Origin of the sequence: Prescottella equi, from assembly GCF_020171745.1 — a bacterium.
Taxonomy (GTDB): Bacteria; Actinomycetota; Actinomycetes; order Mycobacteriales; family Mycobacteriaceae; genus Prescottella; species Prescottella equi_A.
In genome coordinates this window covers 264094-288970 of record NZ_JAIVAH010000004.1, presented here as the reverse complement: position 1 = coordinate 288970, position 24877 = coordinate 264094, and the positions used below count along the sequence as shown (strand labels likewise).

At 68.2% G+C, this 24877-nt stretch carries 24 protein-coding genes and 1 pseudogene; 16 read left to right on the top strand and 9 right to left on the bottom strand.

Annotated features, from left to right (window positions below; genetic code table 11):
• The first annotated feature begins 66 nt into the window (after positions 1-66).
• The 3 genes from LCL87_RS02705 to LCL87_RS02695 all read left to right on the top strand — a co-directional run bounded on the left by LCL87_RS02705 (position 67) and on the right by LCL87_RS02695 (position 2427).
• Entirely contained in the window at positions 67-609 is a 543-nt protein-coding gene (locus LCL87_RS02705) for a hypothetical protein (RefSeq protein WP_225016392.1), read from the top strand.
• Between the two features lie 116 nt (positions 610-725).
• Entirely contained in the window at positions 726-1241 is a 516-nt protein-coding gene (locus LCL87_RS02700; protein ID WP_225016391.1) for a copper chaperone PCu(A)C, read from the top strand.
• The gene (locus LCL87_RS02695) at positions 1234-2427 is read left to right on the top strand and encodes a Dyp-type peroxidase (RefSeq protein ID WP_225016389.1); all 1194 of its coding nucleotides are present in this window, start codon (positions 1234-1236) and stop codon (positions 2425-2427) included. Before LCL87_RS02700 ends, LCL87_RS02695 begins: the two co-directional genes overlap by 8 nt.
• A 17-nt stretch (positions 2428-2444) precedes the next feature.
• Here the strand turns inward: LCL87_RS02695 and LCL87_RS02690 are convergent, their stop codons facing one another.
• Positions 2445-4082: an ABC-F family ATP-binding cassette domain-containing protein gene (locus LCL87_RS02690; protein ID WP_225016387.1), complete on the bottom strand. Its 1638-nt coding sequence runs from the start codon at positions 4080-4082 to the stop codon at positions 2445-2447.
• Positions 4083-4197: 115 nt separating this feature from the next.
• On the opposite strand from LCL87_RS02690, the gene LCL87_RS02685 reads away from it, so the two are divergent.
• Genes LCL87_RS02685 through LCL87_RS02670 form a run of 4 tightly spaced genes read left to right on the top strand, consistent with a single transcriptional unit; the run spans position 4198 to position 7557 of the window.
• Positions 4198-4815, top strand: coding sequence for a TetR/AcrR family transcriptional regulator (locus tag LCL87_RS02685; RefSeq protein WP_225016385.1), 618 nt, complete (start codon positions 4198-4200; stop codon positions 4813-4815).
• Positions 4812-5828, top strand: coding sequence for a TIGR03617 family F420-dependent LLM class oxidoreductase (locus tag LCL87_RS02680; RefSeq protein WP_225016383.1), 1017 nt, complete (start codon positions 4812-4814; stop codon positions 5826-5828). The genes LCL87_RS02685 and LCL87_RS02680 overlap by 4 nt, the downstream gene beginning before the upstream one ends.
• On the top strand, positions 5825-6637 hold the full coding sequence (locus tag LCL87_RS02675; protein WP_225016382.1) for an enoyl-CoA hydratase-related protein: 813 nt from the start codon (positions 5825-5827) through the stop codon (positions 6635-6637). The genes LCL87_RS02680 and LCL87_RS02675 overlap by 4 nt, the downstream gene beginning before the upstream one ends.
• The gene (locus tag LCL87_RS02670) at positions 6634-7557 is read left to right on the top strand and encodes an SDR family NAD(P)-dependent oxidoreductase (RefSeq protein ID WP_225016380.1); all 924 of its coding nucleotides are present in this window, start codon (positions 6634-6636) and stop codon (positions 7555-7557) included. The genes LCL87_RS02675 and LCL87_RS02670 overlap by 4 nt, the downstream gene beginning before the upstream one ends.
• A gap of 80 nt (positions 7558-7637) precedes the next feature.
• Here the strand turns inward: LCL87_RS02670 and LCL87_RS02665 are convergent, their stop codons facing one another.
• Together LCL87_RS02665 and LCL87_RS02660 are read right to left on the bottom strand one after the other, a co-directional pair.
• Positions 7638-8435, bottom strand: a complete 798-nt coding sequence (locus LCL87_RS02665; protein WP_225016378.1) for an SDR family NAD(P)-dependent oxidoreductase — start codon at positions 8433-8435, stop codon at positions 7638-7640.
• Positions 8436-8496: 61 nt separating this feature from the next.
• Entirely contained in the window at positions 8497-9294 is a 798-nt protein-coding gene (locus LCL87_RS02660; protein ID WP_225016376.1) for an SDR family NAD(P)-dependent oxidoreductase, read from the bottom strand.
• A 233-nt stretch (positions 9295-9527) separates the two neighbouring features.
• Between LCL87_RS02660 and LCL87_RS02655 the strand changes: the two genes are divergently transcribed.
• Positions 9528-11234: a 3-ketosteroid-delta-1-dehydrogenase gene (locus tag LCL87_RS02655; RefSeq protein WP_225016373.1), complete on the top strand. Its 1707-nt coding sequence runs from the start codon at positions 9528-9530 to the stop codon at positions 11232-11234.
• 81 nt (positions 11235-11315) lie between these two features.
• Here the strand turns inward: LCL87_RS02655 and LCL87_RS02650 are convergent, their stop codons facing one another.
• Complete coding sequence (locus tag LCL87_RS02650; RefSeq protein ID WP_225016366.1) at positions 11316-11918, bottom strand: class I SAM-dependent methyltransferase; 603 nt, start codon at positions 11916-11918, stop codon at positions 11316-11318.
• Positions 11919-12054: 136 nt separating this feature from the next.
• Here LCL87_RS02650 and LCL87_RS02645 point away from each other — a divergent pair, with 136 nt between their 5' ends.
• From LCL87_RS02645 to LCL87_RS02635, 3 genes are all read left to right on the top strand, one after another.
• Entirely contained in the window at positions 12055-12891 is an 837-nt protein-coding gene (locus LCL87_RS02645; RefSeq protein WP_225016364.1) for an aldo/keto reductase, read from the top strand.
• A 123-nt stretch (positions 12892-13014) separates the two neighbouring features.
• On the top strand, positions 13015-13623 hold the full coding sequence (locus LCL87_RS02640; RefSeq protein ID WP_225016362.1) for a helix-turn-helix transcriptional regulator: 609 nt from the start codon (positions 13015-13017) through the stop codon (positions 13621-13623).
• On the top strand, positions 13620-15119 hold the full coding sequence (locus LCL87_RS02635) for a DHA2 family efflux MFS transporter permease subunit (RefSeq protein ID WP_225016352.1): 1500 nt from the start codon (positions 13620-13622) through the stop codon (positions 15117-15119). The genes LCL87_RS02640 and LCL87_RS02635 overlap by 4 nt, the downstream gene beginning before the upstream one ends.
• A 63-nt stretch (positions 15120-15182) precedes the next feature.
• On the opposite strand, the gene zapE is transcribed toward LCL87_RS02635, so the two are convergent.
• Positions 15183-16202: a cell division protein ZapE gene (zapE, locus tag LCL87_RS02630; RefSeq protein WP_225016350.1), complete on the bottom strand. Its 1020-nt coding sequence runs from the start codon at positions 16200-16202 to the stop codon at positions 15183-15185.
• A 40-nt stretch (positions 16203-16242) separates the two neighbouring features.
• Here zapE and LCL87_RS02625 point away from each other — a divergent pair, with 40 nt between their 5' ends.
• Positions 16243-16833 (top strand): TetR/AcrR family transcriptional regulator, encoded by a 591-nt coding sequence (locus LCL87_RS02625; RefSeq protein ID WP_225016348.1) that lies wholly within the window; start codon positions 16243-16245, stop codon positions 16831-16833.
• Positions 16834-16913: 80 nt separating this feature from the next.
• Here the strand turns inward: LCL87_RS02625 and LCL87_RS02620 are convergent, their stop codons facing one another.
• The 4 genes and pseudogenes from LCL87_RS02620 to LCL87_RS02605 all read right to left on the bottom strand — a co-directional run bounded on the left by LCL87_RS02620 (position 16914) and on the right by LCL87_RS02605 (position 20210).
• Positions 16914-18215, bottom strand: a complete 1302-nt coding sequence (locus LCL87_RS02620; protein WP_225016346.1) for an HNH endonuclease signature motif containing protein — start codon at positions 18213-18215, stop codon at positions 16914-16916.
• 43 nt (positions 18216-18258) lie between these two features.
• Positions 18259-19002 (bottom strand): annotated as a pseudogene (locus LCL87_RS02615) (nitronate monooxygenase); the annotation flags it as partial.
• A 21-nt stretch (positions 19003-19023) separates the two neighbouring features.
• A complete protein-coding gene (locus tag LCL87_RS02610; RefSeq protein WP_225016345.1) occupies positions 19024-19437 on the bottom strand; it encodes a hypothetical protein in 414 nt (137 codons plus the stop codon).
• Positions 19438-19448: 11 nt separating this feature from the next.
• Entirely contained in the window at positions 19449-20210 is a 762-nt protein-coding gene (locus tag LCL87_RS02605; RefSeq protein WP_225016343.1) for a TetR/AcrR family transcriptional regulator, read from the bottom strand.
• Between the two features lie 268 nt (positions 20211-20478).
• Here LCL87_RS02605 and LCL87_RS02600 point away from each other — a divergent pair, with 268 nt between their 5' ends.
• The 4 genes from LCL87_RS02600 to LCL87_RS02585 are packed head-to-tail and all read left to right on the top strand — an operon-like array spanning position 20479 to position 24877.
• Entirely contained in the window at positions 20479-21318 is an 840-nt protein-coding gene (locus tag LCL87_RS02600) for an alpha/beta fold hydrolase (RefSeq protein ID WP_225016341.1), read from the top strand.
• A 33-nt stretch (positions 21319-21351) separates the two neighbouring features.
• Positions 21352-22515: an acyl-CoA dehydrogenase family protein gene (locus LCL87_RS02595; RefSeq protein WP_225016339.1), complete on the top strand. Its 1164-nt coding sequence runs from the start codon at positions 21352-21354 to the stop codon at positions 22513-22515.
• 14 nt (positions 22516-22529) lie between these two features.
• Positions 22530-23411, top strand: coding sequence for a VOC family protein (locus tag LCL87_RS02590; RefSeq protein WP_225016338.1), 882 nt, complete (start codon positions 22530-22532; stop codon positions 23409-23411).
• Complete coding sequence (locus LCL87_RS02585; protein WP_225016336.1) at positions 23408-24877, top strand: MFS transporter; 1470 nt, start codon at positions 23408-23410, stop codon at positions 24875-24877. The genes LCL87_RS02590 and LCL87_RS02585 overlap by 4 nt, the downstream gene beginning before the upstream one ends.

Below are 24877 nucleotides of genomic sequence, written 5' to 3'. Positions count from 1 at the left end.
AAATTGGGCAAATGTTCGGCGATGCTCACACAAGGTCCGTACGACGGCCTGTAGTAACCTCGGGGCATGCGGATCGGCCCAGGTGAGGAGCTCGCACGCGAGGTGCGTGGCCTCGCCGTCGCCGCATCCGTCGTCGCTCTCGCGATCGGTGCGCACGGACTGGCCGGTGGAGGTGCCCCGCAGGGGACGACCCTGCTGCTGCTCGGCGGTGTGGCCGCGGTCCTTGCCGCCGCCGTGATCGCGGTGCCCGCCCTCGCCACCCGACGTCGATGGCTCGTTCCCGTGCTCGCGACAGGGCAGGTGCTCTCGCACACCGCGCTGTCCCTCGGCGACGCGCACGGCGCGATGCACTCGGGTTCACACCTGACGGTGCCGATGCTGATCGCCCACTCGGCCGCCGTCGTCGCGTGCGCCGTCCTGATCGCCGGCGCCGAACTCGTCGGTCCCCGCGCCGCCGCCGCGCTGCGCCGGATCCTGCCGCGCATCCTCGCGATCCTGCCGGTCCACCTGGAACCGGCGCTGCCGCACGTCGTCGCGGATATCCGCCCTGCGCGCTCGTCCGTGTGGGCCGGGCCCATCGCGCGCCGCGGTCCACCCGCCTGCTACTGATTCCCCACTTCACCGCGTCCGGCCGCATTGCGGTCGCCGACGCGCGTCCCCCCACACCCTGCGGGCTGCGCGCCCTCGACGGCTGTCGCGCGCCCGCTCTCGAAAGGCACACGTACATGAAGGCATTCACCCGCGCCCGCACCCTCGCGATCGGCGTGACCGCGGCCACCGCGCTCGTCCTCACCGGCTGCAGCAACTCCGAGGAATCGGGATCGACCACCGACACCTCGGCGATCTCGTTCGAGGATTCCTGGGTCAAGGCCGCCGACACCGGCATGACCGCGATGTTCGGCACGATCGTCAACGACTCGGGCTCCGACGTCACCCTCACCTCGGTCACCACCGGTGTCTCGCCGCGCGTCGAACTGCACGAGATGGCCCCCGACGGCACCGGTGCGATGAAGATGCGAGAGAAGGACGGCGGCGTGGTCGTCAAGGCGAACAGCTCGTACGAGCTGGCGCCGGGCGGCGACCACATCATGCTGTTCGACCTGCCGGCCCCGGTCCAGGCCGGCAGCGACGTCCCGTTCACGTTCACGTTCTCCGACGGCGCCACCGCGCAGTTCACGGCGCAGGTCCGCGACTTCACCGGCGCTCGTGAGGACTACAGCGGCGAGGCGCACGGTGGCTGATCTCAGCCGTCGTCGACTGTTCGGGGTCGGTGCCGCCGCCGCTGTCGGCGGCGTCGGCCTCGGCCTGGGCGCCGGCACGGTGGCCGCGCGCCCCGCGAAGGCCGACGTCGTCGCGGAGACTGTCCCGTTCCACGGCGAACACCAGGCCGGGATCGAGACCACCCCGCAGGCACACGCCACGTTCGTGGGCCTGGACCTGCGTCCCGGCGTCGACCGGGCGGCCCTCGTCCGGCTGATGCGGGTGTGGACCGACGACGCCGCGCGCCTCACCGAGGGGCGCGGCGCTCTCGCCGACACCGAACCCGACCTCGCGACCGCACCGGCGCGGCTCACCGTCACCGTCGGCTTCGGGCCGGGTGCGTTCCGGGCCGCGGGCCTCGACGACAAGCGGCCGTCGTGGTGCAGGCCGTTGCCGCCGTTCGAGATCGACAAGCTCGAGGACCGCTGGAACGACGGCGACCTGCTGCTGCACGTCGGTTCGGACGACCCGGTCACCGTGGCGCACGCGCTGCGGGTGCTGCTCAAGGCCGCGCGGGGCACTGCGACGGTGCGCTGGGTGCAGCGCGGGTTCCGCCGGGCCCGGGGGAGCGAACCCGAGGGCACCACGATGCGGAACCTCATGGGTCAGGTGGACGGCACCGTCAACCCGACGTCCGGCAGCGACGACTTCGCACAGGTGGTGTGGAACGACGGCGCCGAGCAGCCGTGGTTCGCGGGCGGCACCTCTGTGGTGATCCGCCGCATCCACCTCGACCTCGACGGGTGGGACGAACTCGACCGGCCCGGCCGGGACGAGGTGATGGGCCGGCGGATGTCGGACGGCGCTCCGCTGACCGGCGAATCCGAGCACGACGCACCGGATTTCGAGGCGACCGGGCCCGGCGGGCTGCGGATCATTCCCGAGTTCTCGCACGTCGCGCGGGCTCGGCCGATGGCGCCGCGGGAGCGGTTCCAGCGGCGGGCGTACAACTACGACGAGGCCCCCGACGGCGTAGGGGTGTCCGACTCGGGGCTGATCTTCGTCGCCTACCAGGCCGACGTCGATGCCCAGTACGTGCCGGTACAGCAGCGTCTCGCCGAGGGCGACATGTTCAACCGGTGGTCGACGCCGATCGGCTCCGCGGTGTTCGCGATCCTGCCGGGTTGCCGCAAGGGCGAGTACCTGGGTCAGGGACTGCTCGGCTGACGTCGGAGGGCGGTCGCTCAGCTCTCGCTGAGCCGGCCGTCCTCCATCCGCCAGCGCCGGGTGTGCCGCATGGTGCCCAGCATCCGGCGGTCGTGGGTGACCAGCAGCAGCGTGCCGGTGAACGACTCCATCGCCTGCTCGAGCTGCTCGATGGCCGGCAGGTCGAGGTGGTTGGTGGGCTCGTCGAGAACCAGCAGGTTGACCCCGCGGGCCTGCAGCAGCGCCAGGGCCGCGCGGGTGCGTTCGCCCGGCGACAGCGACGACGCGGGCCGCAGCACGTGGTGACCCTTGAGCCCGAACTTCGCCAACAGTGTGCGGACGTCCGCCTCGGGCCAGTCCGGGATCTGCGCGCCGAACGCGTCCGACAGCGGCTCGTCGCCCTCGAAAAGGCCACGTGTCTGGTCGATCTCGCCCACGGCGACGCCCGAACCGAGGGTCGCGGTGCCCTCGTCCGGCGGCAGCTTGCCGAGCAGGACCTTCAGCAGTGTCGACTTGCCGGACCCGTTCGGGCCGGTCACGAGAATCCTGTCGCCCCAATCGATCTGAGCGGTCACAGGGCCGAACGTGAAGCCGTCGCGGCGGACCACGGCGCCGCTGACCGTGGACACGACGGCGCCGCTGCGGGGCGCCGCGGCGATCTCCATTCGCAGCTCCCACTCCTTGCGGGGCTCCTCGACCACGTCGAGCCGCTCGATCCGGCGCTGCGTCTGACGGGCCTTCGCGGCCTGCTTCTCGGTGGACTCGGCACGCGCCTTGCGGCCCATCTTGTCCGAGTCCCCGCCCTTGGCCTTGCGGCGCGCGTTGCGAACACCGTGCTCGAGCCAGTTGCGCTGCATCTGCGCGCGATCCTCGAGCGCCGAGAGGTTGCCCGCGTACTCGTCGTAGGCCTCGCGTGCGTGCCGCCGGGCCACCTCCCGCTCGGCGAGGTACGACTCGTACCCGCCGTCGTACACCGCGATCTGCTGCTGTGCGAGATCGAGCTCGACGATCCCGGTTACGGTGCGCGCCAGGAACTCCCGGTCGTGGCTCACGACCACCAGTGCGGTGCGGGTCTCGGCGACGAACTGCTCGAGCTGCTCGAGTCCGGGCAGGTCGAGGTCGTTGGTGGGCTCGTCGAGCAGCAGGACGTCGTAGCGCGACAGCAGTAGCGACGCCAGGCCCGCCCGCGCGGCCTGCCCGCCGGACAGATCCGTCATGTGGGCGTCGCCGGTCACGTCGAGGCCGAGGTCGGCGAGGACCTTCTCGGCGCGCTCGACGAGATCGGCGCCGCCGAGCGCGAGCCACCGGTCCAGGGCGGGGGAGTAGAGATCCTCGCCACCGTCCGCGAGGGACTCGGCCGCGGCGTTCATCGCGGTCTCGGCGGCGGTGACGCCGGTCCGGCGGCCGAGGAACGCCAGCACCGTCTCACCCGGGATCCGGTCGGGTTCCTGCGCGAGGTAGCCGACGGTCGCGTCGGGCGGGCTGAGCGTGACCGTGCCCTCGACGTCCGCGCTCCCGACGCCGGCGAGCGTCGTGAGCAGCGTCGACTTCCCGGCACCGTTGGCGCCGACCAGGCCGATCACGTCGCCGGGCGCGACGGTCAGGTCGAGGTCGGAGAAGAGCGTGCGCTCGCCCCGGGACGCGGAGAGGCCGGAGATACGCAGTGTTGCAGTCACGGGGTCCATTGTCCCAGGTCTGCGTCGGCACACCCGAGGCGGTCGCAGGTCAGGGGCGCTGGGAGTATCGCGAATCGGGCCCGGGCCGAAACATAACGTATTAACGTGAAACGTAATGACGGAGACCTCGCCCCGACTCGGCCGCCCGCGTGATCCCGGAAAGGACCATGCGGTCCTCGTCGCGGCCCGGCGACTACTCCGCGAGGTCGGCTACCAGCAGACGACGATCTCGGCGATCGCGCGCCGCGCCAACGTGAGTGCGCCGGCGATCTACCGACGGTGGCCCACCCGGGAGGCGCTCCTCGAGGACGCGGTCCACGGACCGGGTGCCCACGACCTGCCGGCGGCCACCGACGATCTGCGCGCGGACCTGGCCACGTGGGTGCGAATCTTCCTGCTCCGTTCGGCGAGCCCCGCTGCCCGAGCGGGTGTTCCGGGGCTACTGGGGGACATCCGGTCGGACGCCGATCGTGCGCGGTTGCTCTCGCTGCAGGAGCCGATTCACGACGCCTTCTGCGCGCGAATCGATCTCGCGGTGGAGAGGGGAGAGGTCCGGGGTCCCGTGGATGCGGGGACACTGTTCGAGATCCTCACCGGCACGACATCGATCCGGGGACTCACCCAGGGCGGTGCCGGCGCCGACAGTTTCGTGAGCGCACTCGCCGCTGCGCTGTACGTGCTGGCTGTGCACGGCGACGAAATGGCGGCAGAGGTGAAGGGGAGCGGATCGTGAAGATCGATGTCCAACTCGACGGACGCCCGGAGAACGCGGCGGCGCGGGCGCGGGAACTCGCCGACCTCGGTGTGGACGGACTGTTCACCTTCGAGGGACCGCACGACGTCTTCCTCCCGTTGGTGGCAGCCGCGGGCGCCGTCGACGCCGATCTCATGACGAACGTCGCGATCGCGTTGCCGCGCAGCCCGATGCACCTCGCGCACACCGCGTACGACCTGCAGACGCTCAGCCGCGGCCGGTTCCGACTGGGGCTCGGGTCGCAGATCCGGCCGCACATCGAGAAGCGCTACGGCACCGAGTGGTCGCGCCCGGCCGCCCGGATGCGTGAGATCGTCCTCGCGATCAAGGCGATCTTCGATGCGTGGGAGGGCAATTCGCGCCTGCGCTTCGAGGGCGAGTTCACGACACACACGCTGATGCCGCCCACGTTCGATCCGGGCCCCAATCCGTACGGCCCGCCGCCGATCTGCCTCGGCGCGCTCGGGCCGGTGATGACCCGCACGGCCGCAGAGGTGGCGGACGGGCTGCTCGTCATGCCGTTCAACAGCGTTCGGCACTACCGTGAGCGCACGCTGCCGGCGATCGAGGAGGGGCTCGCGCGGTCCGGCCGTCAGGCCGCGGATCTCGCGATCTACCCGCAGGTCATCGTGGGGACGGGCCGCACGCCGGAGGAGCTGGCTGCCGCATCGCGCGGCGTGCGGGGCCTGCTCGCGTTCTACGGATCCACGCCCGCCTACCATCCCGTCCTCGACGTCGAGGGCTGGGGTGACCTGCAACCGGAACTCAACGCGCTCTCCAAGATCGGGGGGTACGCCGCGATGGCGGATCTGATCGACGACAAGATGCTCGCCACCCTCGCGGTGCACGGAACACCCGAGGAGTGCGCGGCCGAGATCGTCGAGCGTTTCGGCGGATACAGCGACCGAGTGTGCTGCTACTTCCCGGGCTACCCGGTGCGGGACGAGCACATCGCCGATCTGGTCGCGGCCGTGAAGGAGCTGACGTCGTGACCGACGTGCTCGTCGAGATCGACCGCGGCGTAGCCGTTCTCACGCTCAACCGGCCCGAGAAGCGCAACGCGTTCACCGGCGAGATGGGCCGTCGTCTCGGCGATCTGTACGGCGAACTCGATGCCGACGACACGGTCCGCGTCGTCGTGCTCACCGGGACGCCGCCGGCATTCTGCGCGGGCGCCGACCTCACTCCGAGAGACGAGACCTTCGCCTCCCCGACGGACACCGGGTTCACCGCGTCGCCGGTGAGCCCGGCCGCTTTCGAGATCCGCAAGCCGGTGATCGCGGCCGTCAACGGGCATGCGATCGGCATCGGACTGACACTCGCGATGCAGGCCGACATCCGCATCGTCGCCGACGACGCCAAGTATGCAATTCCGCAGGTGCGGCGCGGCGTGGTGCCGGACATGATGTCGCACTGGACGGTGGCGCGCGTCGCCGGTATCGCGGTGGCCGCGGACATCCTGCTCACCGGCCGCACCTTCGACGGCCCCGAGGCGGTCCGGTTGGGGCTCGCGAGCCGGTCGCTGCCCGCCGACGCGGTCCTGCCCGCCGCGCTCGCGACGGCCCGGGACATCGCGACCAACGTCGCGCCGATGTCGGCGGCGCTGAGCAAGCGGCTGCTGTGGGACAGCGCGAGGAGTGGGTTCACGCCCCGCGAGGTGGCCGCGCACGAGACCGAACTGCACCATCGGGTCATGGGCACCGCCGACGCGGCGGAGGGCGTGCGTGCCTTCCTCGACCGCCGTGACCCGGACTGGACCGCGCGGGTATCCGCCGATTGGAAGGAACTACCTTGGCAATGAACGCTTTCGGCCCTGACACCACCACCGATGATGTGCTCGACGGCGTCGATCTGACCGGACGGACCGCGCTGGTGACCGGGGTGACGAGCGGACTCGGCGGCGAAACCGCCCGCGCTCTGGCCGCGTCCGGTGCGACGGTGATCCTCACGGCCCGGGACGGCGACGCCGCCGCGGTCGTGGCCGACGGCATTCGCGAAGTCGTGCCCGGCGCCGAACTCCTCGTCACGGCCTTGGATCTGGCGAACCTGTCGAGCATCCGCGTGGCCGCCGAGAGCCTGGGTGGGCAGCCGATCGACCTGCTGATCAACAACGCCGGCGTGATGTACACCCCGTTCGAGCGCACGGCCGACGGCTTCGAATTGCAGTTCGGCACCAACCATCTGGGCCACTTCCTGCTCACCACGCTGCTGCTGCCGAACCTCTCGGCGGCGGCGCAGCGGTCGGCGACGGCGTCCCGGGTGGTCACGGTGTCGTCGGACGCGCACCGTGCGCACGCCGTCGATCTCGCCGATCCGAACTTCCTGGACCGACCGTACGACAAGTTCGTGGCGTACGCGCAGTCCAAGGCGGCCAACGTCCTCATGACCGTCGAGTTGCAGACGCGATACGCGGACGGTGGGATCAATTCGTATGCCGTGCATCCCGGAGTGTGCGCGACGGGGCTGTCGCGGTACATGTCCCGTGACGACTTCGCCGAGATGAAGGCCATGAGCGCCGGGAAGCCGGGCCTGCTCAGCAATCTCAAGTCGATCCCGGCCGCGGCCGCGACGTCGGTGTGGGCGGCGACCGCCGCGGAACTCGAGTCCGCGGGCGGTGTCTACCTCGCCGACTGCGCCGTCGGCAGGGCATCGCGGCATGCCGTGGATCCGGTGACCGCCGAGAAGCTGTGGGAGCTGTCCGAGCAACTCGTCGGCGGCTGACGGGCTCAGGAAGCGGCAGGCACTCAAACGCAATCCGGGGCCGACCACGTCGCCGTGGTCGACCCCGGAAGGAGCTGAGGCTAAACCGTTTCCGGTGGCAGCATCTGCAGCGCCTCGTTGTGCGCGTCGAGCAGGATCTGGATCCGATCGCCGCCGCTGCGGCGCTCGGCCTTCTCCTCGTTGCCCTTCGTGATGAACACCGGACCGTTCCCGATGTTCGCCACGGCCTGCGCGGCCACGTCGGCCGGCTCGGAGACGTGCAGGCCGTCGATGTCCATGTTCAGCCCGGCCCGGTCCATCGCGGGCGTGCGGGTGACACCGAGCACCATCTCGAGGACGTCGACGTCGTACTCGCGCATCTCGAGCCACAGGCCCTCGGCGAAGGTGCGGCAGAACGACTTCACGCCCGCGTAGATGCTGATCCGCACCGACCCCGACATGCCCTGCATCGAGCCCATCAGCATCAGGCCACCCCGACGGCGCTCCTTCATCGGCGCGCCGAAGTGCTGGATCAGCTTCAGCTGGGTGGTGATGTTGAGATCGATGACCTTCTGGAACCGGTCCAGGTCGCCGGTGACGAACTCGTGGCCGTAGGTGTTGGCGCCCGCGTTGTAGACCAGCAGGCCTACCTCGAGATCGTCGGTGACGGTGCGGATCTTGTCGAGCACGTCGGCCTCGGTGAGATCGACGGACAGCGTGCGCACCTCGACACCGTTGGCGCGTGCCCGCTCCGCGGTCGCCTCGAGCGGTTCGGGCTTGCGGGCCAGAAGCACCAGGTTCAGCCCGGCCTCTGCGAGCTGGACGGCGAGTTCCGCGCCGACGCCCTCCGAGCCGCCTGCGATGACGGCCCACGGCCCGTGCTTGGCGATGTCGATCATGATTCGATCCCCTCGTCGTTCGAATCTGCGCTGGCGCAGGTGCTTTTCGTACTGCGGTCGGCTACTTGTTGGCGGGAGGGAGCATCGCCTTCGACGCGGCCTGGGCGGCCAGCAGCAGCTCGGCGCGGTTGCCGCCGCTGCGCTTCTCGACGGCCGGCTCGTTGCCCTTCGCCACGACGACGGGACCGTTGCCCAGGTTGGCGAGCGCCTGCGCCGCGACGTCCGCGGGCTCCGAGACATTGAGGCCGGGGATGTCCATGTTCAGTCCGGCGCGGGCCATCGCGGGAGTGCGGGTGACGCCGAGGACCATCTCGAGGACGTCGACGTCGTACTCGCGCATCTCGAGCCACAGGCCTTCGGCGAAGGTGCGGCAGAACGACTTCACGCCCGCGTAGATGCTGATCTGGGCGGCGCCGAGGAATCCGGCCATCGAGCCGACGAGCAGCAGGCCGCCGCGACGGCGCTCCTTCATCGGCGCGCCGAAGTGCTGGATCAGCTTGAGCTGACCGGTGATGTTGAGGTCGATGACCTGCTGGAAGCGATCGAGGTCGCCGGTGACGAACTCGTGGCCGTAGGTGTTGGCGCCCGCGTTGTAGACCAGCAGGCCGACCTCGAGACCGTCGGTGACACTCCGGATCTTGTCGAGCATGTCCGCCGCGGTGAGATCGACGGACAGCGTCCGGACCTCGACGCCCTTCGCGCGGGCCTTCTCGGCAGCCACCTCGAGGGGCTCCGGCTTGCGGGCCAGGAGCACCAGGTTCAGGCCGGCCTCTGCGAGCTGGACGGCGAATTCCTCGCCGACACCCTCGGATCCGCCTGCGATGACGGCCCATGGCCCGTACTTGGCTGCGTCGATCATGTATCGGTCCCTTCGCTTTTCGATCCCGACATTCGGGAACTGCTGATCGGTCGTCCGCTCAGTCAGGTACCCGAGTATGGTGTGACGTGGATCGCAGCGCCGCGCTGATTCCACTGGCCGGGACCGGTTTCTCGCCGGGGGTGATTCCACGCCGATTCCAGCGAGTGGGATTGCGGCTTTCGGTACGTGTCGGCCCTCCCTAGCGTGCACGCAAAACGCGCGAAGGAGTGATCATGGCCACCAGCCCTGCAGCGGGGACGCCCACCGCAAAAGACATCACCGTCGACCTACTCGTCGTCGGCGCCGGCACCGGCATGGCCGCCGCCCTGGCGGCGAAGGAGCTGGGACTGTCCACGCTCATCGTCGAGAAGACGAAGTACGTGGGCGGATCGACGGCCCGCTCGGGCGGCGCCTTCTGGCTGCCCGACAACCCGATCCTGCGTGACGCGAACGCGGGTGACTCGCACGAGCGGGCGCAGACCTACGTCAGCGCCGTCGTCGGTGGTACCGCACCGGCCGAACGTGGCAAGGCGTTCGTGGACAACTCGTCTGCCACCGTGGAGCTGCTGCAGCGCACGACGCCGATGAAGTTCTTCTGGGCCGAGGGCTACTCGGACTACCACCCCGAGCTGCCGGGCGGATCGGCGATCGGCCGCACCTGCGAGTGCCGCCCGTTCGACGCCTCGGTCCTCGGGGCGGAGCGCCCGCGCCTGCGTCCGGGTCTGATGGAGGCCCCGATGCCGATGCCCACCACGGGCGCCGACTACAAGTGGATGAACCTCATGGCGCGCGTGCCCCAGAAGGGCATCCCGCGCATCGTCAAGCGTCTCGCGCAGGGCGTCGGCGGTCTCGCGCTGCGCCGCGAGTACATGGCCGGTGGCCAGGCGCTGGCGGCGGGCCTGTTCGCCGGCGTCGTCCGTGCCGGGATCCCGGTCTGGACCGAGACCTCGCTGGTTCGTCTGGTCACCGAGGGCGATCGCGTCACGGGTGCCGTCGTCACGCAGGGCGACCGTGAGGTCACCGTGACCGCGCGCCGCGGTGTCGTGCTCGCGGCCGGCGGTTTCGACCACGACATGGCCATGCGGCACAAGTACCAGTCCGAGTCGCTCGGTGACCACGAGAGCCTCGGCGCGGAGGGCAACACCGGCGACGCGATCCGCATCGCGCAGGAAGTCGGTGCGACGACCGACCTGATGGACCAGTCGTGGTGGTTCCCCGCCGTCGCGGCCCTGCCGGGTCGTCCGCCGACGGTGATGCTCGCCGAGCGTTCGCTGCCCGGCTCGTTCATCGTCGACCACACCGGTCGCCGGTTCATCAACGAGTCCATCGACTACATGTCCTACGGCCAGAAGGTTCTCGAGCGCGAGCGCGCCGGTGACCCGATCGAGTCGCAGTGGATCGTCTTCGACCAGAAGTACCGCAACAGCTACATCTTCGCGGCCGGACTGTTCCCGCGTCAGCCGCTGCCGGAGTCCTGGTACAAGGCCGGCATCGCCCACCAGGCGTCGACTCCGGCCGAGCTGGCCCGCAAGGCCGGTCTTCCCGAGGACGCGTTCACCGAGACGTTCCGCAAGTTCAACGAGGACGCGGCCACCGGAACCGACAGCGAGTTCCAGCGCGGCCAGAGTGCGTACGACCGCTACTACGGTGACCCCACCCAGCAGCCGAACCCCAACCTGCGGCCGCTGACGGGCGGATCGCTGTTCGCGGTGAAGATGACGCTCAGCGACCTCGGCACCTGCGGTGGTGTCCAGGCCGACGAGCGGGCACGCGTCGTGCGTGAGGACGGCAGCCCGGTCGAGGGCCTGTACGCGATCGGTAACACCGCGGCCAACGCGTTCGGACACACCTACCCGGGTGCCGGCGCGACCATCGGCCAGGGTCTCGTGTTCGGCTACATCGCGGCGCGTGACGCTGCGGAGCGGACGATCCAGGACTGATCCCCGCCTGACGACGGCTCGTTTCGAGGCGGCCCACCACATCGACGATGTGGTGGGCCGTTTCGTCGGTTGCGAACCAGGTCAGTCGCGGGCGAGTCGGAAGAACCGCGGCTCGGCCTTCGCCAGAATGCCCGGAGCGCCACTGGTGTCCATGAGGTCGTCGCCGACCACCGTCCATCCGCCGAGGGCGCGTTCGACGTCCCCGCGGGACGCACCCCGCGGTAGCGGGCCGCGCCGACCGGGGGAGAACGAGAACATCAGCAGCTGGGCGCCGGGCGCGGCCACCGCCGTCAGACCGTTGCCGTACGCGGTGCGCTGCTCGTCGGTGAGGCCGTGGAAGCAGCCGACGTCGAGCGCGAAGGCGTAGCCCTGATCGACGTACGCGGGCAGATTGGTGACGTCGCCGAGCACGAACGTCACGTCGGCGCCGGCGATCGGCAGCTTCGCGCGGGCCCGTTCGACCGCGAGTGGGACCGAGTCCACCGCGGTGACCGACCACCCGCGGATCGCCAGTTCGATCGAATGGTCGCCGGTCCCGCAGCCGAGGTCGAGGGCTTTGGCGTCGTCGCCGGGGGCCGGGCCGGCGTCGAGCAGGTGGCTCAACTGCTCCGCGAAGATGGTGCGTCCCGCGCTCTCCCACGGCGTGAAGCCGAGCCGATACGCCATCCGGTACCCGAGGTTCATTGCCCGCCCCTTCCGGGAGATCAGACCACCTGGAACGAACGTAGGCCCGCGTCCGCACCCAGCGCAACGAACACCGCGGGGTCCACGTTCTGGGACGGCGGGAACATGTCGGGGCGTCGCCGCGGTTGCCCTGAAGATGACCTCCATCAGTTCCGTACCGGCCGTCGAACTCAACGACGGCAACACGATTCCGCAACTGGGCTTCGGGGTGTTCCAGGTGCCGGACGAGCAGGCGTACGACGCCGTCGGTGAGGCGCTGCGCGTCGGCTACCGCAGCATCGACACCGCCCGCATCTACGACAACGAGTCCGGCACCGGTCGCGCGCTCGCCGACTCGGGGATCGCCCGCGACGACCTGTTCGTCACCACCAAGCTGTGGAACGCCGATCAGGGCTACGACTCGACGCTGCGTGCGTTCGACGACAGTCTCGCCCGCCTCGGCCTCGATTACCTCGACCTCTATCTGATCCACTGGCCGGCGCCCACGCAGGACCGCTACGTCGAGACCTTCAAGGCGTTCCAGCAGTTGAAGGCGGACGGCCGGATCCGGTCGATCGGCGTCTCCAACTTCACCGCCGAGAACCTCGAACGCCTGGTCGAGGCGGTCGGCGAGGCGCCCGTGCTCAACCAGATCGAACTGCACCCGGGGTTCGCGCAGGCGCACCTGCGTTCCGTGCACGCCGACATGGGAATCGTCACCGAGGCGTGGAGCCCGCTGGGGCAGGGGACGACGATCACGAACCCGACGATCCGCGCGATTGCCGACGCGGGCGGCCGCACTCCCGCGCAGGTGATCCTGCGCTGGCACGTCCAGCTGGGCAACGTCGTGATCCCCAAGTCGGTGACGCCCGAGCGGATCGCGAGCAACTTCGACGTCTTCGACTTCGAACTGTCCGCCGACGACATGTTCGCGATCGGATCGCTCGATTCCCCGGACGGGCGCCTCGGCCCGGATCCGGCGACGTTCGGCTGACCTTCGGGGCGTTCGGTCGACGTGCCGGTGTCGCTCGTCACATGCGCTGAACGGCATTGCCCGCCCGGTCGCCCCGGCCGTATATTCCACGTGGAATATACGGCGTGGAAGTGGGGGTGAGGGATGCTGCCACGTTCCGTCACACCGTTGGGCGTCTCGGTGCTCGCCCTGCTGTTCGAGCGACCGATGCACCCGTACGAGATGTGTCAGTTGCTGATCACCCGGCGCAAGGACCGGGTCGTCAAGGTCCGCCCCGGGTCGCTCTACCACGCGGTCGAGCGCCTCGACCGTGACGGACTGGTGGTCGCGTCGGGCACCGACCGGCAGGGCAATCGACCCGAACGGACCACGTACGAGATCACGCCCTCGGGTCGCGCAGCGGTGCGGCAGTGGGTCTCGGACACGGTTTCCGCTCCCACTCCGGAGTACCCGCGCTTCACCCTCGGCCTCGCCGAGTTGCACAACCTGGCATCCGCCGACGCACTCGCGTTGCTGGATCGGCGCATCGAAACGCTCGTCGCCGAACTGGCGGCACTCGACGACCTGGCGGAGTTCGCGCGCGAGGTGCCGGAACTGTTCACCATCCCGTTCTCCTACACCCGGGCGATGACGCAGGCCGAACTCGACTGGCTGCGCACCTTCGTCGACCGCGTCCGCCGCGGCGAGATTCCCTGGGTCACCGAAGAACACCTCGAATCCGCACGGCTCGCATATGAGAAGGGCAACGCATGAAAACCGAAGTAAGGCCCTGGCCGGCCCTGTGGGCCCTCTGCCTGGGCTTCTTCATGATCCTCGTCGACAGCACCATCGTCGCCGTCGCGAACCCGGTCATCACCGCGGAGCTGAACGCCGACGTCAACGCGGTCATCTGGGTCACGAGCGCCTACCTGCTCGCGTACGCGGTGCCACTGCTCGTCACCGGACGCCTCGGTGACCGGTTCGGCCCCAAGAACATGTACCTGATCGGTCTGGTCGTGTTCACGCTCGCGTCGCTGTGGTGTGGTCTGTCCGGCGGCGTCGAAATGCTCATCGTCGCCCGCGTCTTCCAGGGCCTCGGTGCGGCCATGATGACGCCGCAGACGATGGCCGTCATCACGCGAATCTTCCCGCCCGACAAGCGCGGAACGGCGATGGGCCTGTGGGGTTCGGTGGCCGGCGTCGCGACGCTGGTCGGACCGATCCTCGGCGGTGTGCTCCTCGACAACCTCGGCTGGCAGTGGATCTTCTTCGTCAACGTCCCGGTCGGCGTCGTCGGCTTCGTCCTCGCATGGCGTCTGGTCCCGTCGCTGCCGACGAACAACCACAAGTTCGACATGATCGGTGTCGCCCTCAGCGCGATCGGCCTGTTCTGCATCGTGTTCGGTCTGCAGGAAGGCAACTCGTACGACTGGGACGCTCGCACGTGGGGCCTGATCGGCGCCGGTGTCGTCATCATGGGTGCGTTCGTGTGGTGGCAGAAGGCCAACCGCAACGAGCCGCTGGTGCCGCTCGGGTTGTTCAAGGACCGCAACTTCTCGGTGGCCAACGTCGGCATCGCGACGATGGGCTTCTCGATCACTGGCGTGATGCTGCCGTTCATGTTCTACGCGCAGAGCGTGACCGGGCTGTCGCCGACACGGTCCGCGCTGCTGATGGCCCCGATGGCGGTCGTCACCGGCATCCTCGCGCCGTTCGTGGGACGCCTCGTCGACAAGGCGCATCCGCGGATGATCGCGGGACCGGGCTTCCTGGTGTTCGCGCTCGCCACCGCGTGGCTGGCCACCAACCTCTCCCCGTCCACGCCGGTCTGGCAGATCCTGCTGCCGATGGCGCTGATCGGTGCGTCCAACGCATTCATCTGGGCGCCGCTGGCCGCGACCGCGACCCGGAACCTGCCGCCTGCACACGTCGGCGCGGGTTCGGGTGTCTACAACACCACCCGTCAGGTCGGTGCCGTGCTCGGTAGCGCCGCGATGGGCGCACTCATGACGTCGCGGATCACCGCCGAACTGTCCACCATCGGCATCGCCGGCGGAGCGACGGTGGGCGAGGGCTCCCACATCGGTCAGCTGCCGGAGATCGTCCGTGAGCCCTTCTCGACGGCGATGGCCCAGTCGGCAATGCTGCCGGCCGCCGCGCTGATGCTCGGCTTCGCGGCGGTGCTGTTCTTCGTCAATCCGCGTAAGGGCGCGACGGTGCAGGAGGTTCCCGCGGGCGCCGAGGACGCGTCGGTGCGTACCGGACACTAACGAGAGTCTCGTAGGAGGCGCAGCCGGCATCGGTCGGCTGCGCCTCTTTGCTTTTCCTGCGGGTCAGGCCACCGGTACGGGCTGTAACTGCCCGAGTCTGCTCAGGATCCGGTCGATGTCGGTGGGAGGTCGTTCGCCGGACGCGAGAGAGTCGAGGGACCGAGCGGCCACGAATACGGTCGGGACGTCCCTGTCGTACAGGACGTCGACGAGGTTCGCGAACCGTTGTGCCGGTTCGCGTTCCGCGTGCCCCAGATCAGGAATCCCGCTCACGACCCAACGGTCGAACTGCGCGGTCAGCGCCAGGTAGTCCGACGGCGCCGTCGTGTCCTCGCACACGTCCGCGAAGTCGAGCCACAGGCAGTCCGGTTCCGCGCGCAGTGCGACGATCGGGTGGCCGCACGGTGCGAGCGTGCGGCGTTCGCCCGGCTCGGGAGGCTCGAGTCCGAGTCCGGCCAGTTGATCGGCATCGCCGCGCGTCACCCACAGGCCCGACGCGAATCCCGCCGCGTGCTCCGATGTGGTCCGGTAGTCCCGTGGCCCGTCGACCACGACGACCTCCAGCGACTGTTCGATCAGCTCGATCGTCGGCAGGAATGTCTCGTGGAAAAGGGGATTCGGCAGCAGGCGGTGCGGGGGATAGTTCGACGTGACGACGAGGCTGACGTGCCTGGCGAACAGCGCCGGAAGGAGCCGTTCGACGAACTTCGCATCGGCGATGTCGTGGACGTGGAACTCGTCGAAGCACAGGACGTGGACGCCGTCGAGCAGGCCGTCGAGCGCTGCGTCCAGATCGTTGCGATGCCGCCGGATCTCACCGTGCAGTTCGTGGAAGAACTCGTGGAAGTGCACGCGTCGTTTGCGCTCGGTGGGTAGCGCCGTGAAATACGTCGACATGAGCCAGCTCTTACCGCGGCCGACGGGACCCCACAGGTAGACGCCCCGGCCGGCCGTCTCGCACAGCTGCGAGATCGCCTGCCGCTGAGCGTGATCGATCGTGTACCCCTGCGCTCGCGCCGCGTCGTCGAACACCTCGACGGGCACCGACAGAACCGGGCGGGACACGCGCCTTGGCCATCGCATGCTCGGACTCTAGCATCGTAGAGTCTGAGAGGATGGAGACATGAGTCACCGTCCGTCCCGTCGCGAAGCCATCTGCGAGGCAGCCCTCGACCTCGCCGCCGAGGGCGGTAACCACGGCGTCACACACCAGGCGATCGACAGGCGTCTGGGACTCGCGAAGGGCTCGACGTCGTACTACTTCCGGACGCGTGATGCGCTGGTGGGCGCCGCGGTTCGACGCCTGGCCGAGCGGTCTCGTGCGGCGTTCGTCGAGGCGTACGTTGCCGATTCGGCTCCCTCGGTCGACGATGCGGCCGATCTGATCGCAGGTCAGGTGGTGCTGCTGTTGACGGATCGGCGCCGGGACGTGTTGGCGCGCTGTGCACTCGCTGTGGATGCCGCCGGGGACGACGAGCTTCGGCCGGCCCTCGCCGGCTGTCTCTTCTCGGTGGAGAGGGCGACGGGGTTGATGGAGGCGCTCGGTGCGAGCGACCCGGGTGTGGCGGCGCACGACCTGATCAGCTTGCTGGAGGGCTTGGTCTTCGACGCGGTGTACGGGTCCCGATCGCTGCTCGGCGGCGACCCCGCGCCTGCTGCCGCTCGACTTCGTTCGACGGTCCTGTTGTGGCTGGCTGCGCTCGCCGAATCCTGACTGGCGTTGTACTGAGCTGCCGAGACCTGACGTGCACCCCGCTGTGGCCGGCACTCTTCCCGTGGGTGCCGGCTGCAGCGTCATGCGGCCTGTGGTCCTGCCCGATTGTGGGCGGGGATGGGTTTCTTGTAGGGGTCGACGGTGCTTGGTGGAGTGAACCACGGGTGTCCATCGCCGCCGATCTTCACTTCCCAGTGGGAGTGGTGTAGCAGCGTGTGGTGGTAGCGGCAGAGCAGCACGAGGTTGTCGAGGTCCGTGGGTCCACCGTCGGCCCAATGGATGACGTGATGGCCTTCGCAGTGGGCGGGTGGTGCGCCGCATCCGGGGAAGGCGCAGCCGTGGTCGCGGGCGATCAACGCTCGGCGCTGCTTCTTGGACACGGTCCTGCTGGTGCGCCCTAGGTTGATCGGTACTCCGTCGTCCATGACGATCGGCGTGAGGTGGCAGTCGCAGGCCAGTCGTCGGGCGGTGGCGATCGAGAGTGGCCCCATGTGCGGCATGCGGGCAACGTCTTTGTCGCCGAACAGGTCCGGATCGCCGTCCGCGCCCGCCCACTCGTGGTCCGACTGGGATCGCGCGAGGTCTTGCGCGTTCACGTGCAGGGACAGGTGTGGTCGTTCTCCGCCCTCGATGGGTGTGTCTCCGGAGTCGAGGTAGCGGCGCAGGATCTCGGCGAACGCGTCCGCGCGCTGCCGCGCCGGCGTGCGAGGGATGGTCGGGTCGTCCATTGGGTTCCGTGGCTTGGTCAACGCGGACAGGGCGGTCAGGAGCATCTCGCCGGTGACGGCGTCGAGGTCACCTTTCACGGCGACGCGCCCATTCAGGGTTTTGGAGGCGTGGAACTCGTTGCGCTCGGTGTCCTCGCTGGGTGGGAGTTCGTCGGATTCGAAGATCCGCTCGAGCCTGCTGATGCAGGTCTGAACCGTCGTGGTGGTGGCGGTGGGTCCGGTGGCGCTGTCCAGCAGCACCTTCCGGCACGCATCGAGTGCCTCGTTCGGCATCCCGCGGGGTGGGGTCTCGCAGAACTTCCCGATCAACGCAGCGTGCTCGGCCGAGATGTTGCCCGCGTTGTAGGCGTCGGCGATCTCGGGTTGCCGGCTCAGCATCCGTCCCAAGGTCAGGATTCGTCCCGCGGTCGATACTTCCATCAGGGTGTTGGCGGCCAGCCACTGCTTGACGCTGCGGAACCCGAGGGTGTCGAACGAGACTGCGCGCTCGTCGATTTCGGCAACGGCAGCCGCCCGCAGGGCTTCGAGTTGCTCCATCGCGTGGCAGATGTCGAGCGCGGTCTGCAGCAGAAAGATCTCGGGCAGCGTGCCCATGTCCTCAGGCCGCAGCGTGGTGACTGCGGTGCCCGAATTATTGAGTCCCCCCGGATTCACGCCTCGATTCTAGTTCGAACTGATGTTCGAGTCAATGGAGAGCTCACCGGGATGAAGGCGCGAAAACTTCTGCGGTCTGTCCTGATTGGCGACCGCGATCGAGGCTTCCGGGGGAGAATGCCTGCAGGGTGGCGGGGATCGTCCGCCAAGGGGGTAGAGGGGGGCAACGGTGCGCGCAAGTGGTTCGGTCGTGGGTTTGGCGGTGGCAGGTCTCGCGCTTGCGGTGGTGGGTTGCAGCAGCGGAGGCAATGAAGTTGTCGGGGGAACGGGCATCACCGAAGCGGCGGAGGCCAAGCCCATTCCCGATCGGGTGGTCGTGCATCGACCAGCCTTCATCGACACCGACATCTCCCCTGATGACGTACCTGTATGGCCAGGACCGGACCCCTCCGAGTTCCTCGTGCCAAGTCCACCGTCCGGGACGAGTGGTGAGATCGCCGGCGCGCAAGCCGGGGCCGCGTATCTGGCTGCTCTCGGCAACCCGGGCGCAGTGTGGAACGTAGGGGGCACGGTGCAGTGGCTGGTCGTTGAGCCACGTCCGTGAAGATCCTTCACCGGCGCGGCACGCGTCGCGTATCGCGGATGGGCGACGGCGAAGGCCGGCGGTAAACGTCGTTGCCATGAGGGCGTTCTGTGCGGGATAGCTGGGAACGGTGGCCTCGAACTCGGCCATCTCACGCGTGAAGCGATTGGCAATTCCTCGGGCCGTGCGCCCGGAGAACAGCCGGGTGAGCACGGTGGTTCGAGCCTCGGCACTGCGTAGCCTGGCTCGATGCGCAGCGCTCGCGCCCGACTGTTTGTCGGACCGCTACCGGCGCATCAGTGCGAAGACTCCCCAGCCGAGGTGCTCACGTTGGTATCGCGTGTAGCGGGCGGGCTCGGTGGTGAGTTCGGCGCGGACCTCGGCGGCCAATTCGTCGTCAGGATTGTCGTCGAGCCAGCGGCGGAGGTTGAGCCACTGCGCCGCCGGGTACCGGTCCCGGCTGTCCTGATCGGCCAGCACCATTTCCACGACGTCGTACCCGAGATCGCCGAATCGCTCGATCAGCTCCGGAAGGATGAGGAAGTCGTTCTTGTCGCCGGCGCCGTCATCAAATGCACCTCGTTCGGACGTGGGATCTTCAACTCCATCAACGTAGGCCCACTGCTCGAAGGTTTCCACTGATATTGCCGAAGCGAAACCTTGCTGCGGACTATCCCGGTTGACGTGCTCCGCAGGCATCCTGCTGCCCGTCAGAGCAGTTCGCGGATCTCGCGCATCTCGGCACGGAGCGAATCGAGTTCCGCCTGGATGTCGGTCATTGCCTCGTCGGAATGACGCGAGGGCGAGCGCGAAGACCAAGGCGCGGTGGGTGTTCGCGCGGCGGCGGAGTCGCGATCGGTTGCGGGCGATCGCGGAGTGACGCCGGAGGTCGGTGGTCCGGCAAATCCGTTGAGGAAGACGGTGGTGAGGGTGTCGGTGAGCGATTCGATGTCCCGACGCAGGGTGGTGCGGTGCCACCGCACCGACATGAAGACGCATTCGCGCATCATGCGCTGGAACTCGAAAATGTCTACCCCCGAGTTGAATTCGCCGCTGTGGACGCCGCCCTCGACCACCCGATACCAGGCGTTGTGGGCGGCGGTGACGGCGGTGGCGATCTGCGTGTAGCGGGGGAGTGCACGCAGATTCGAGAATTCGTTCTGGTAGACCTCGGTCGCGTACGGGTGCGCATCGGCGACTTCGAACGAGGTTCGCACGATGCGCCGAACCTGCTCGCCGGCCGTCGCTGATTCCGCCACAACCGCGTCGTACCGATTCACCAGGTCTGACAGGAAGCTCACGAGGATCTCGATGACGATCGCATCCTTGGAGCTGAAGTAGTGGTAGAGCGTTCCGGAGTTCAGCCCGACCGCGTCGCCGATCTCTCGGATGGACGTCGCAGCGACTCCTCGTTCGGCAAACAATCGTGCGGATTCGGTCAGGATCCCGGTACGTCGACTCGGTGAAGCCACAACTCAATCCTCCTGTCCAAGTTTCGCAGTCGAGCGGTCAGTGAACCCATGGGTTCGAACGCTTTCGCGGAACGACCGGCCGGGCTGCCTCGGATACAGGTAAAGGTAGGCCATGGAGGATGGGCAATCAATCGATTGAGTGGAACCCAATCAATTGATTGACAACTGGAGTGACGCCGGTCACGATGGACCGCGAGCCGATCCAGACGTGACGCAGGTCCGGCCAGCTCGGCGAGGAACTTTCATCGAGATCGAAGATCGGAGATCTGTGACCCTTTTGAGCGATTACACCGAGACCACGCGCGGCCCCTCCGCTACCGACCGGCTGCACTTCCACGAGGCGGGCGAGGGACATCCGCTCGTGCTGCTGCACGGCTCCGGGCCGGGCGTCTCCGGCTGGTCGAACTTCTCGAAGAATCTGCCCGTCTTCGCACGCAACTTCCGTACGATCGTCGTCGACATGCCCGGTTTCGGTGCCAGTCCCGACATGGAGTACGACCGCCCCTACCCGGAGATCGCGGCCCGCGCGATCGTCACGCTTCTCGACGATCTCGGCATCGAGAAGGCGCATCTGCTAGGCAATTCGATGGGCGGATGGGTCTCACTCGAAACGGCCGCACTCGCCCCGGAACGCGTCGAACGTATGGTCCTGATGGGCCCGGGTGGGCTGTACGCTCCTCTGCTCGGCCCGATGATGAGCGAAGGAGCCCGACGCCTCAACGAGTTCCTGGTGGAACCGAGCCGCCAGAGCCTCGAAGCGTGGGTCGACTCCATGGTCTACGACCAGAAGACCATCACACCGCAGCTGCTCGACGAACGCTGGCAGAACGCCACCGCGCCGCGTGCGATCGAGCGCATGCGGGCGGTGATGGCGTCCCTCGCCTTGCCCGGCAAGGCGCCGCTGTGGACCCGCACGGACGAGATTCCGCACGAAACGCTGGTCACCTGGGGCCGTGACGACCGGATGCTTCCGCCGGACGGCGCCTTCTTCGCGTTGCGCCGAATGCCGAAGGCGGACCTGCACATCCTCGGCGAGTGCGGCCATTGGGCGCAGGTCGAGCGCAAGCACGACTTCGAATCGCTCGTCACGGCGTTCCTCACTCGCTAGCGACACCATCTCCGAAGGGAAAGGAACCACACCATGCTCTTTCAGCACGAAGCCATCGACATGGTCCTCGCGGTGGGCGACCGGATGCGCGAGCTCGAAGCCGAGTCCACGCAACAGCGCAGGCTCGCCGACGAATCGGCCAAGATCCTGCGCGACGCCGGCATCATGCGGCTGATCCAGCCGAAGCGCTACGGCGGTTTCGAGGCGGATCCCGGCGTCTTCAATGCCGCGATGTACGAGATCGCGCGCCTGTCGAGTTCGGCCGGTTGGGTGACAGGTGTTGTCGGCGTTCACTCTTGGCATCTCGGGCTCTTCCCCGACCGCGCGCAGCAGGACGTCTGGGGGCAGGACCCGGATGCGTGGATCAGCTCGTCGTACAGCCCTGCCGGCACCGCCAGGATCGTGCCGGGCGGATACGAGTTGACCGGTCGGTGGGGCTTCTCTTCCGGCAGTGATCACTGCGACTGGGTGTTCGTCGGCGCGATGGTCGCGGACGAGGACGGGAGTCGTACCGGACAAGTGGTGCACCTTCTGCTTCCGCGCGCGGACTACACGATCGACGACGTCTGGTTCACCGCGGGCCTGGCCGGCACCGGCAGCAACGACATCGTCGTCGACGGCGCCTTCGTGCCCGAACATCGTGTGCACGACGTCGCGGATCTGTACGGCGGCCGTTACCCCGGCAACGACGTCAACTCCGGGCCTCTGTTCCGTCTGCCGTGGTACACGGTGTTCATCAATGCGGTCGTGGTGCCGCTCGTCGGGATGTCCCGCCGGGTCCTCGACGAGGCGGAGGGGATCCACCGGTCCCGGCTTGCCGGTGATGCGACGAAGTTGCCGCATCCGGCGACGCTGGCACGTCTGACCGAGGCCGATTTCGAGGTCGACACCGCCTATCGAATCCTGCAGGCCAACCTGGCCGACGCCTACGCGGCGGTGGCCCGCGGTGAAGAAGTCACGATGCCGATGCGCCAACGCAGCAAGCGTGATCATATCGCCGCGGTGGGGCTGGCCGTCTCGGCAGCAGACAAGGCCTACCAGGTCGGCGGCCCGCGTTCCATCGCGTCGTCGTGCGCGCTCCAAGCGGTCTGGCGAGATGTCCACGCCGGTCAGCACCACGCGATCAATTTGCCGGACAAGGTCAACCACGAGTACGGCGAGTATCTGCTCACCGGCGCTCTCCAGGGCCTCTACTGATTCAAGGAGATTCCATGCCGATCCTCTCGCTTGGCTACTTGCGGCTGCGTGTCGAGTCCACCGAGCCGTGGCGGACGTTCGCCGGTGACTTCCTGGGCATGATGCAGGTCGACGGCCCTCTGCCCGACGCGTTGCACTATCGGATGGACGACTATCCGCCGCGTCTCGTTGTCGCCGAATCCCTCACGCCGGGACTCGAATCCATCGGATTCGAGGTTCTCGACCGAGGGGACCTGAAGGAGCTGGTCGGGCGGGTCGAAGCCGCAGGTGTCAAGGTCCACATCGGTGATCAGGCGGAGTGCGAGCTGCGCCAGGTCACGGGCTTCGCCGGCTTCGACGATCCGTCCGGGAACCGAATCGAACTCTTCTACGGTCCTGTTCTCAGTCACCGCCCGGTGGAGCTCAACGGTGTCTCCGGCTTCGTCACGGGTGACCAGGGCATGGGCCACGTCATCGTGAACGTGCTCGACACCGAAGAAGCCTACGACTTCTACGTGGATGTCCTGGGATTCGTCGAACGCAATTCACTTGCCCTGCCCGGCGGCATCAGCTACTTCCTGGGCTGCAACCCGCGCCAGCACACGTTCGGACTCAGCCCCGCGAAGGCGCCCGCGCTGATGCACTTCATGGTCGAGGCGCAGGATATCGACGACATCGGCAAGGCCCTCGATCGCGCCGCCGACCTCGGGGTGCCGATGATGCAGTCGCTCGGTAAGCACACGAACGACCGCATGCTGTCGTTCTACGTCTATTCCCCGGAGGGGCATGCGACCGAGTTCGGCTGGGGCGGAGAGCAGATCGTCGGCGCCGCGCCGACGTACCGAATCACCGAAGGCGCTGTGTGGGGTCACCGGTACACGCCGCCGCCGGCCGGTGCCAAAGGTCTTCCGCAATGACGGGCGTGCTCGGCGGCAGGACTCCGGCGGCCGCATCCGTCGGCGAAACACACCAGTGGACACCGAGACTGGTCTCCATCCTGGTCGTGCTGATCCTGGTCTCCGAGATCATCCCGGTCTCGGCGGTCCTCGCCGGGACCGCGCTGCCCGCCATCGCGGCGGAGTACGCGACCACTCAGGCGGGCTGGGCGATGACGATCGCGTTCCTGACCGCCAGTATCGCGATGCCTTTGGTGGGCAAGCTCGCTGACATGTACGGCAAGAAGCGTCTGCTGATGATCGTGCTCGCGGTGACGGTCGTCGGCTCCGTGCTGTCGGCAATGGCGCCGAACTTCTCGGTGTTCCTGATCGGACGCGCGCTGCAGGGCGCAATCTTCTCGGTTGCGTTTCTGTGCTACTCGCTGGTCCGGGACGTGTTCCCGCCCAGAATCGTTCCGTTCGCAGTCAGTGTCACGATCACCGGCACCGGCGTCGTGGTCGTCCTCCAGCCCTTCCTCGCCGGCTGGCTGATCGACAACCATGGTGTCGCGGGCGCGTTCTGGTTCATTGCCGTGCTCACCGCAGTGTTGGCGGTGGCCTCGCTCGTGATCGTTCCGGAGTCTCCGGTGCGCTCGGGGGACTCTCGCCCGGACCTGCTGGGCGCGGTCCTGCTCGGTGGCTCGGTCGCGGCGGTCCTGGTCGCGGTGAGCAACGGTCCGGCGTGGGGTTGGTCCAGCGCAGGAACGTTGGGTCTGGCGCTTCTCGGATGCGCGTTGTTCGCCGCCTGGCTCGTACAGGCCGGTCGCACACCGGAACCGCTGATCAACGTGCGGCAGCTGCGGCGGCCGGCTCTGCTGTTCACCGTGCTCTCGTCGGGTCTCGTGTACGGCGTGGGTACCACCACCAGTTCGATTCTCGCGATCATGGCGATGACGCCACGCGAAGCAGGCGGAGACTACGGATTCGGGATGACCGCCAGCGAATACGCGATCTTCGGCGTGATCAACGGCGTCGGAATCGTTCTGGGCGGGTTGATCGTCGGACTGACCGTCAGCCGAACCGGGGCAAAACTGCACATGGTTGCGGCGGCCGGCGTCATCGCGATCGGTGTCCTCGTGATGGGGGTGGGACGCGGCGAGGAGGTCGTGGTGTTGATCGCCACCGGCGTGGTGCACCTCGGCGTGGGACTGGCCGGCGCCGCCATTCCGAACCTCGTTATCGCAGCCGTTCCGGCCGACTCCCAGGTGGTGAGTTCGAGTATCGCGGAGGTCAGTCGCACCCTCATGGCCGGCGTCGGAACGACGGTCGTGTTCGTGGTGTTGAACGCCAACGTCCAGACACTGATCCAAGGAGCGCCGGTCTATGCCGGTGTCGGATTCATGTGGGCCTTCGGGCTGATCGCCGCATGTGCCCTCGTCGGGGGAATCTGCGCGATCTTCCTCCCGAGTCGACTGGGCCAATCTCAGCCACAACAGAGCAAGGAGTGA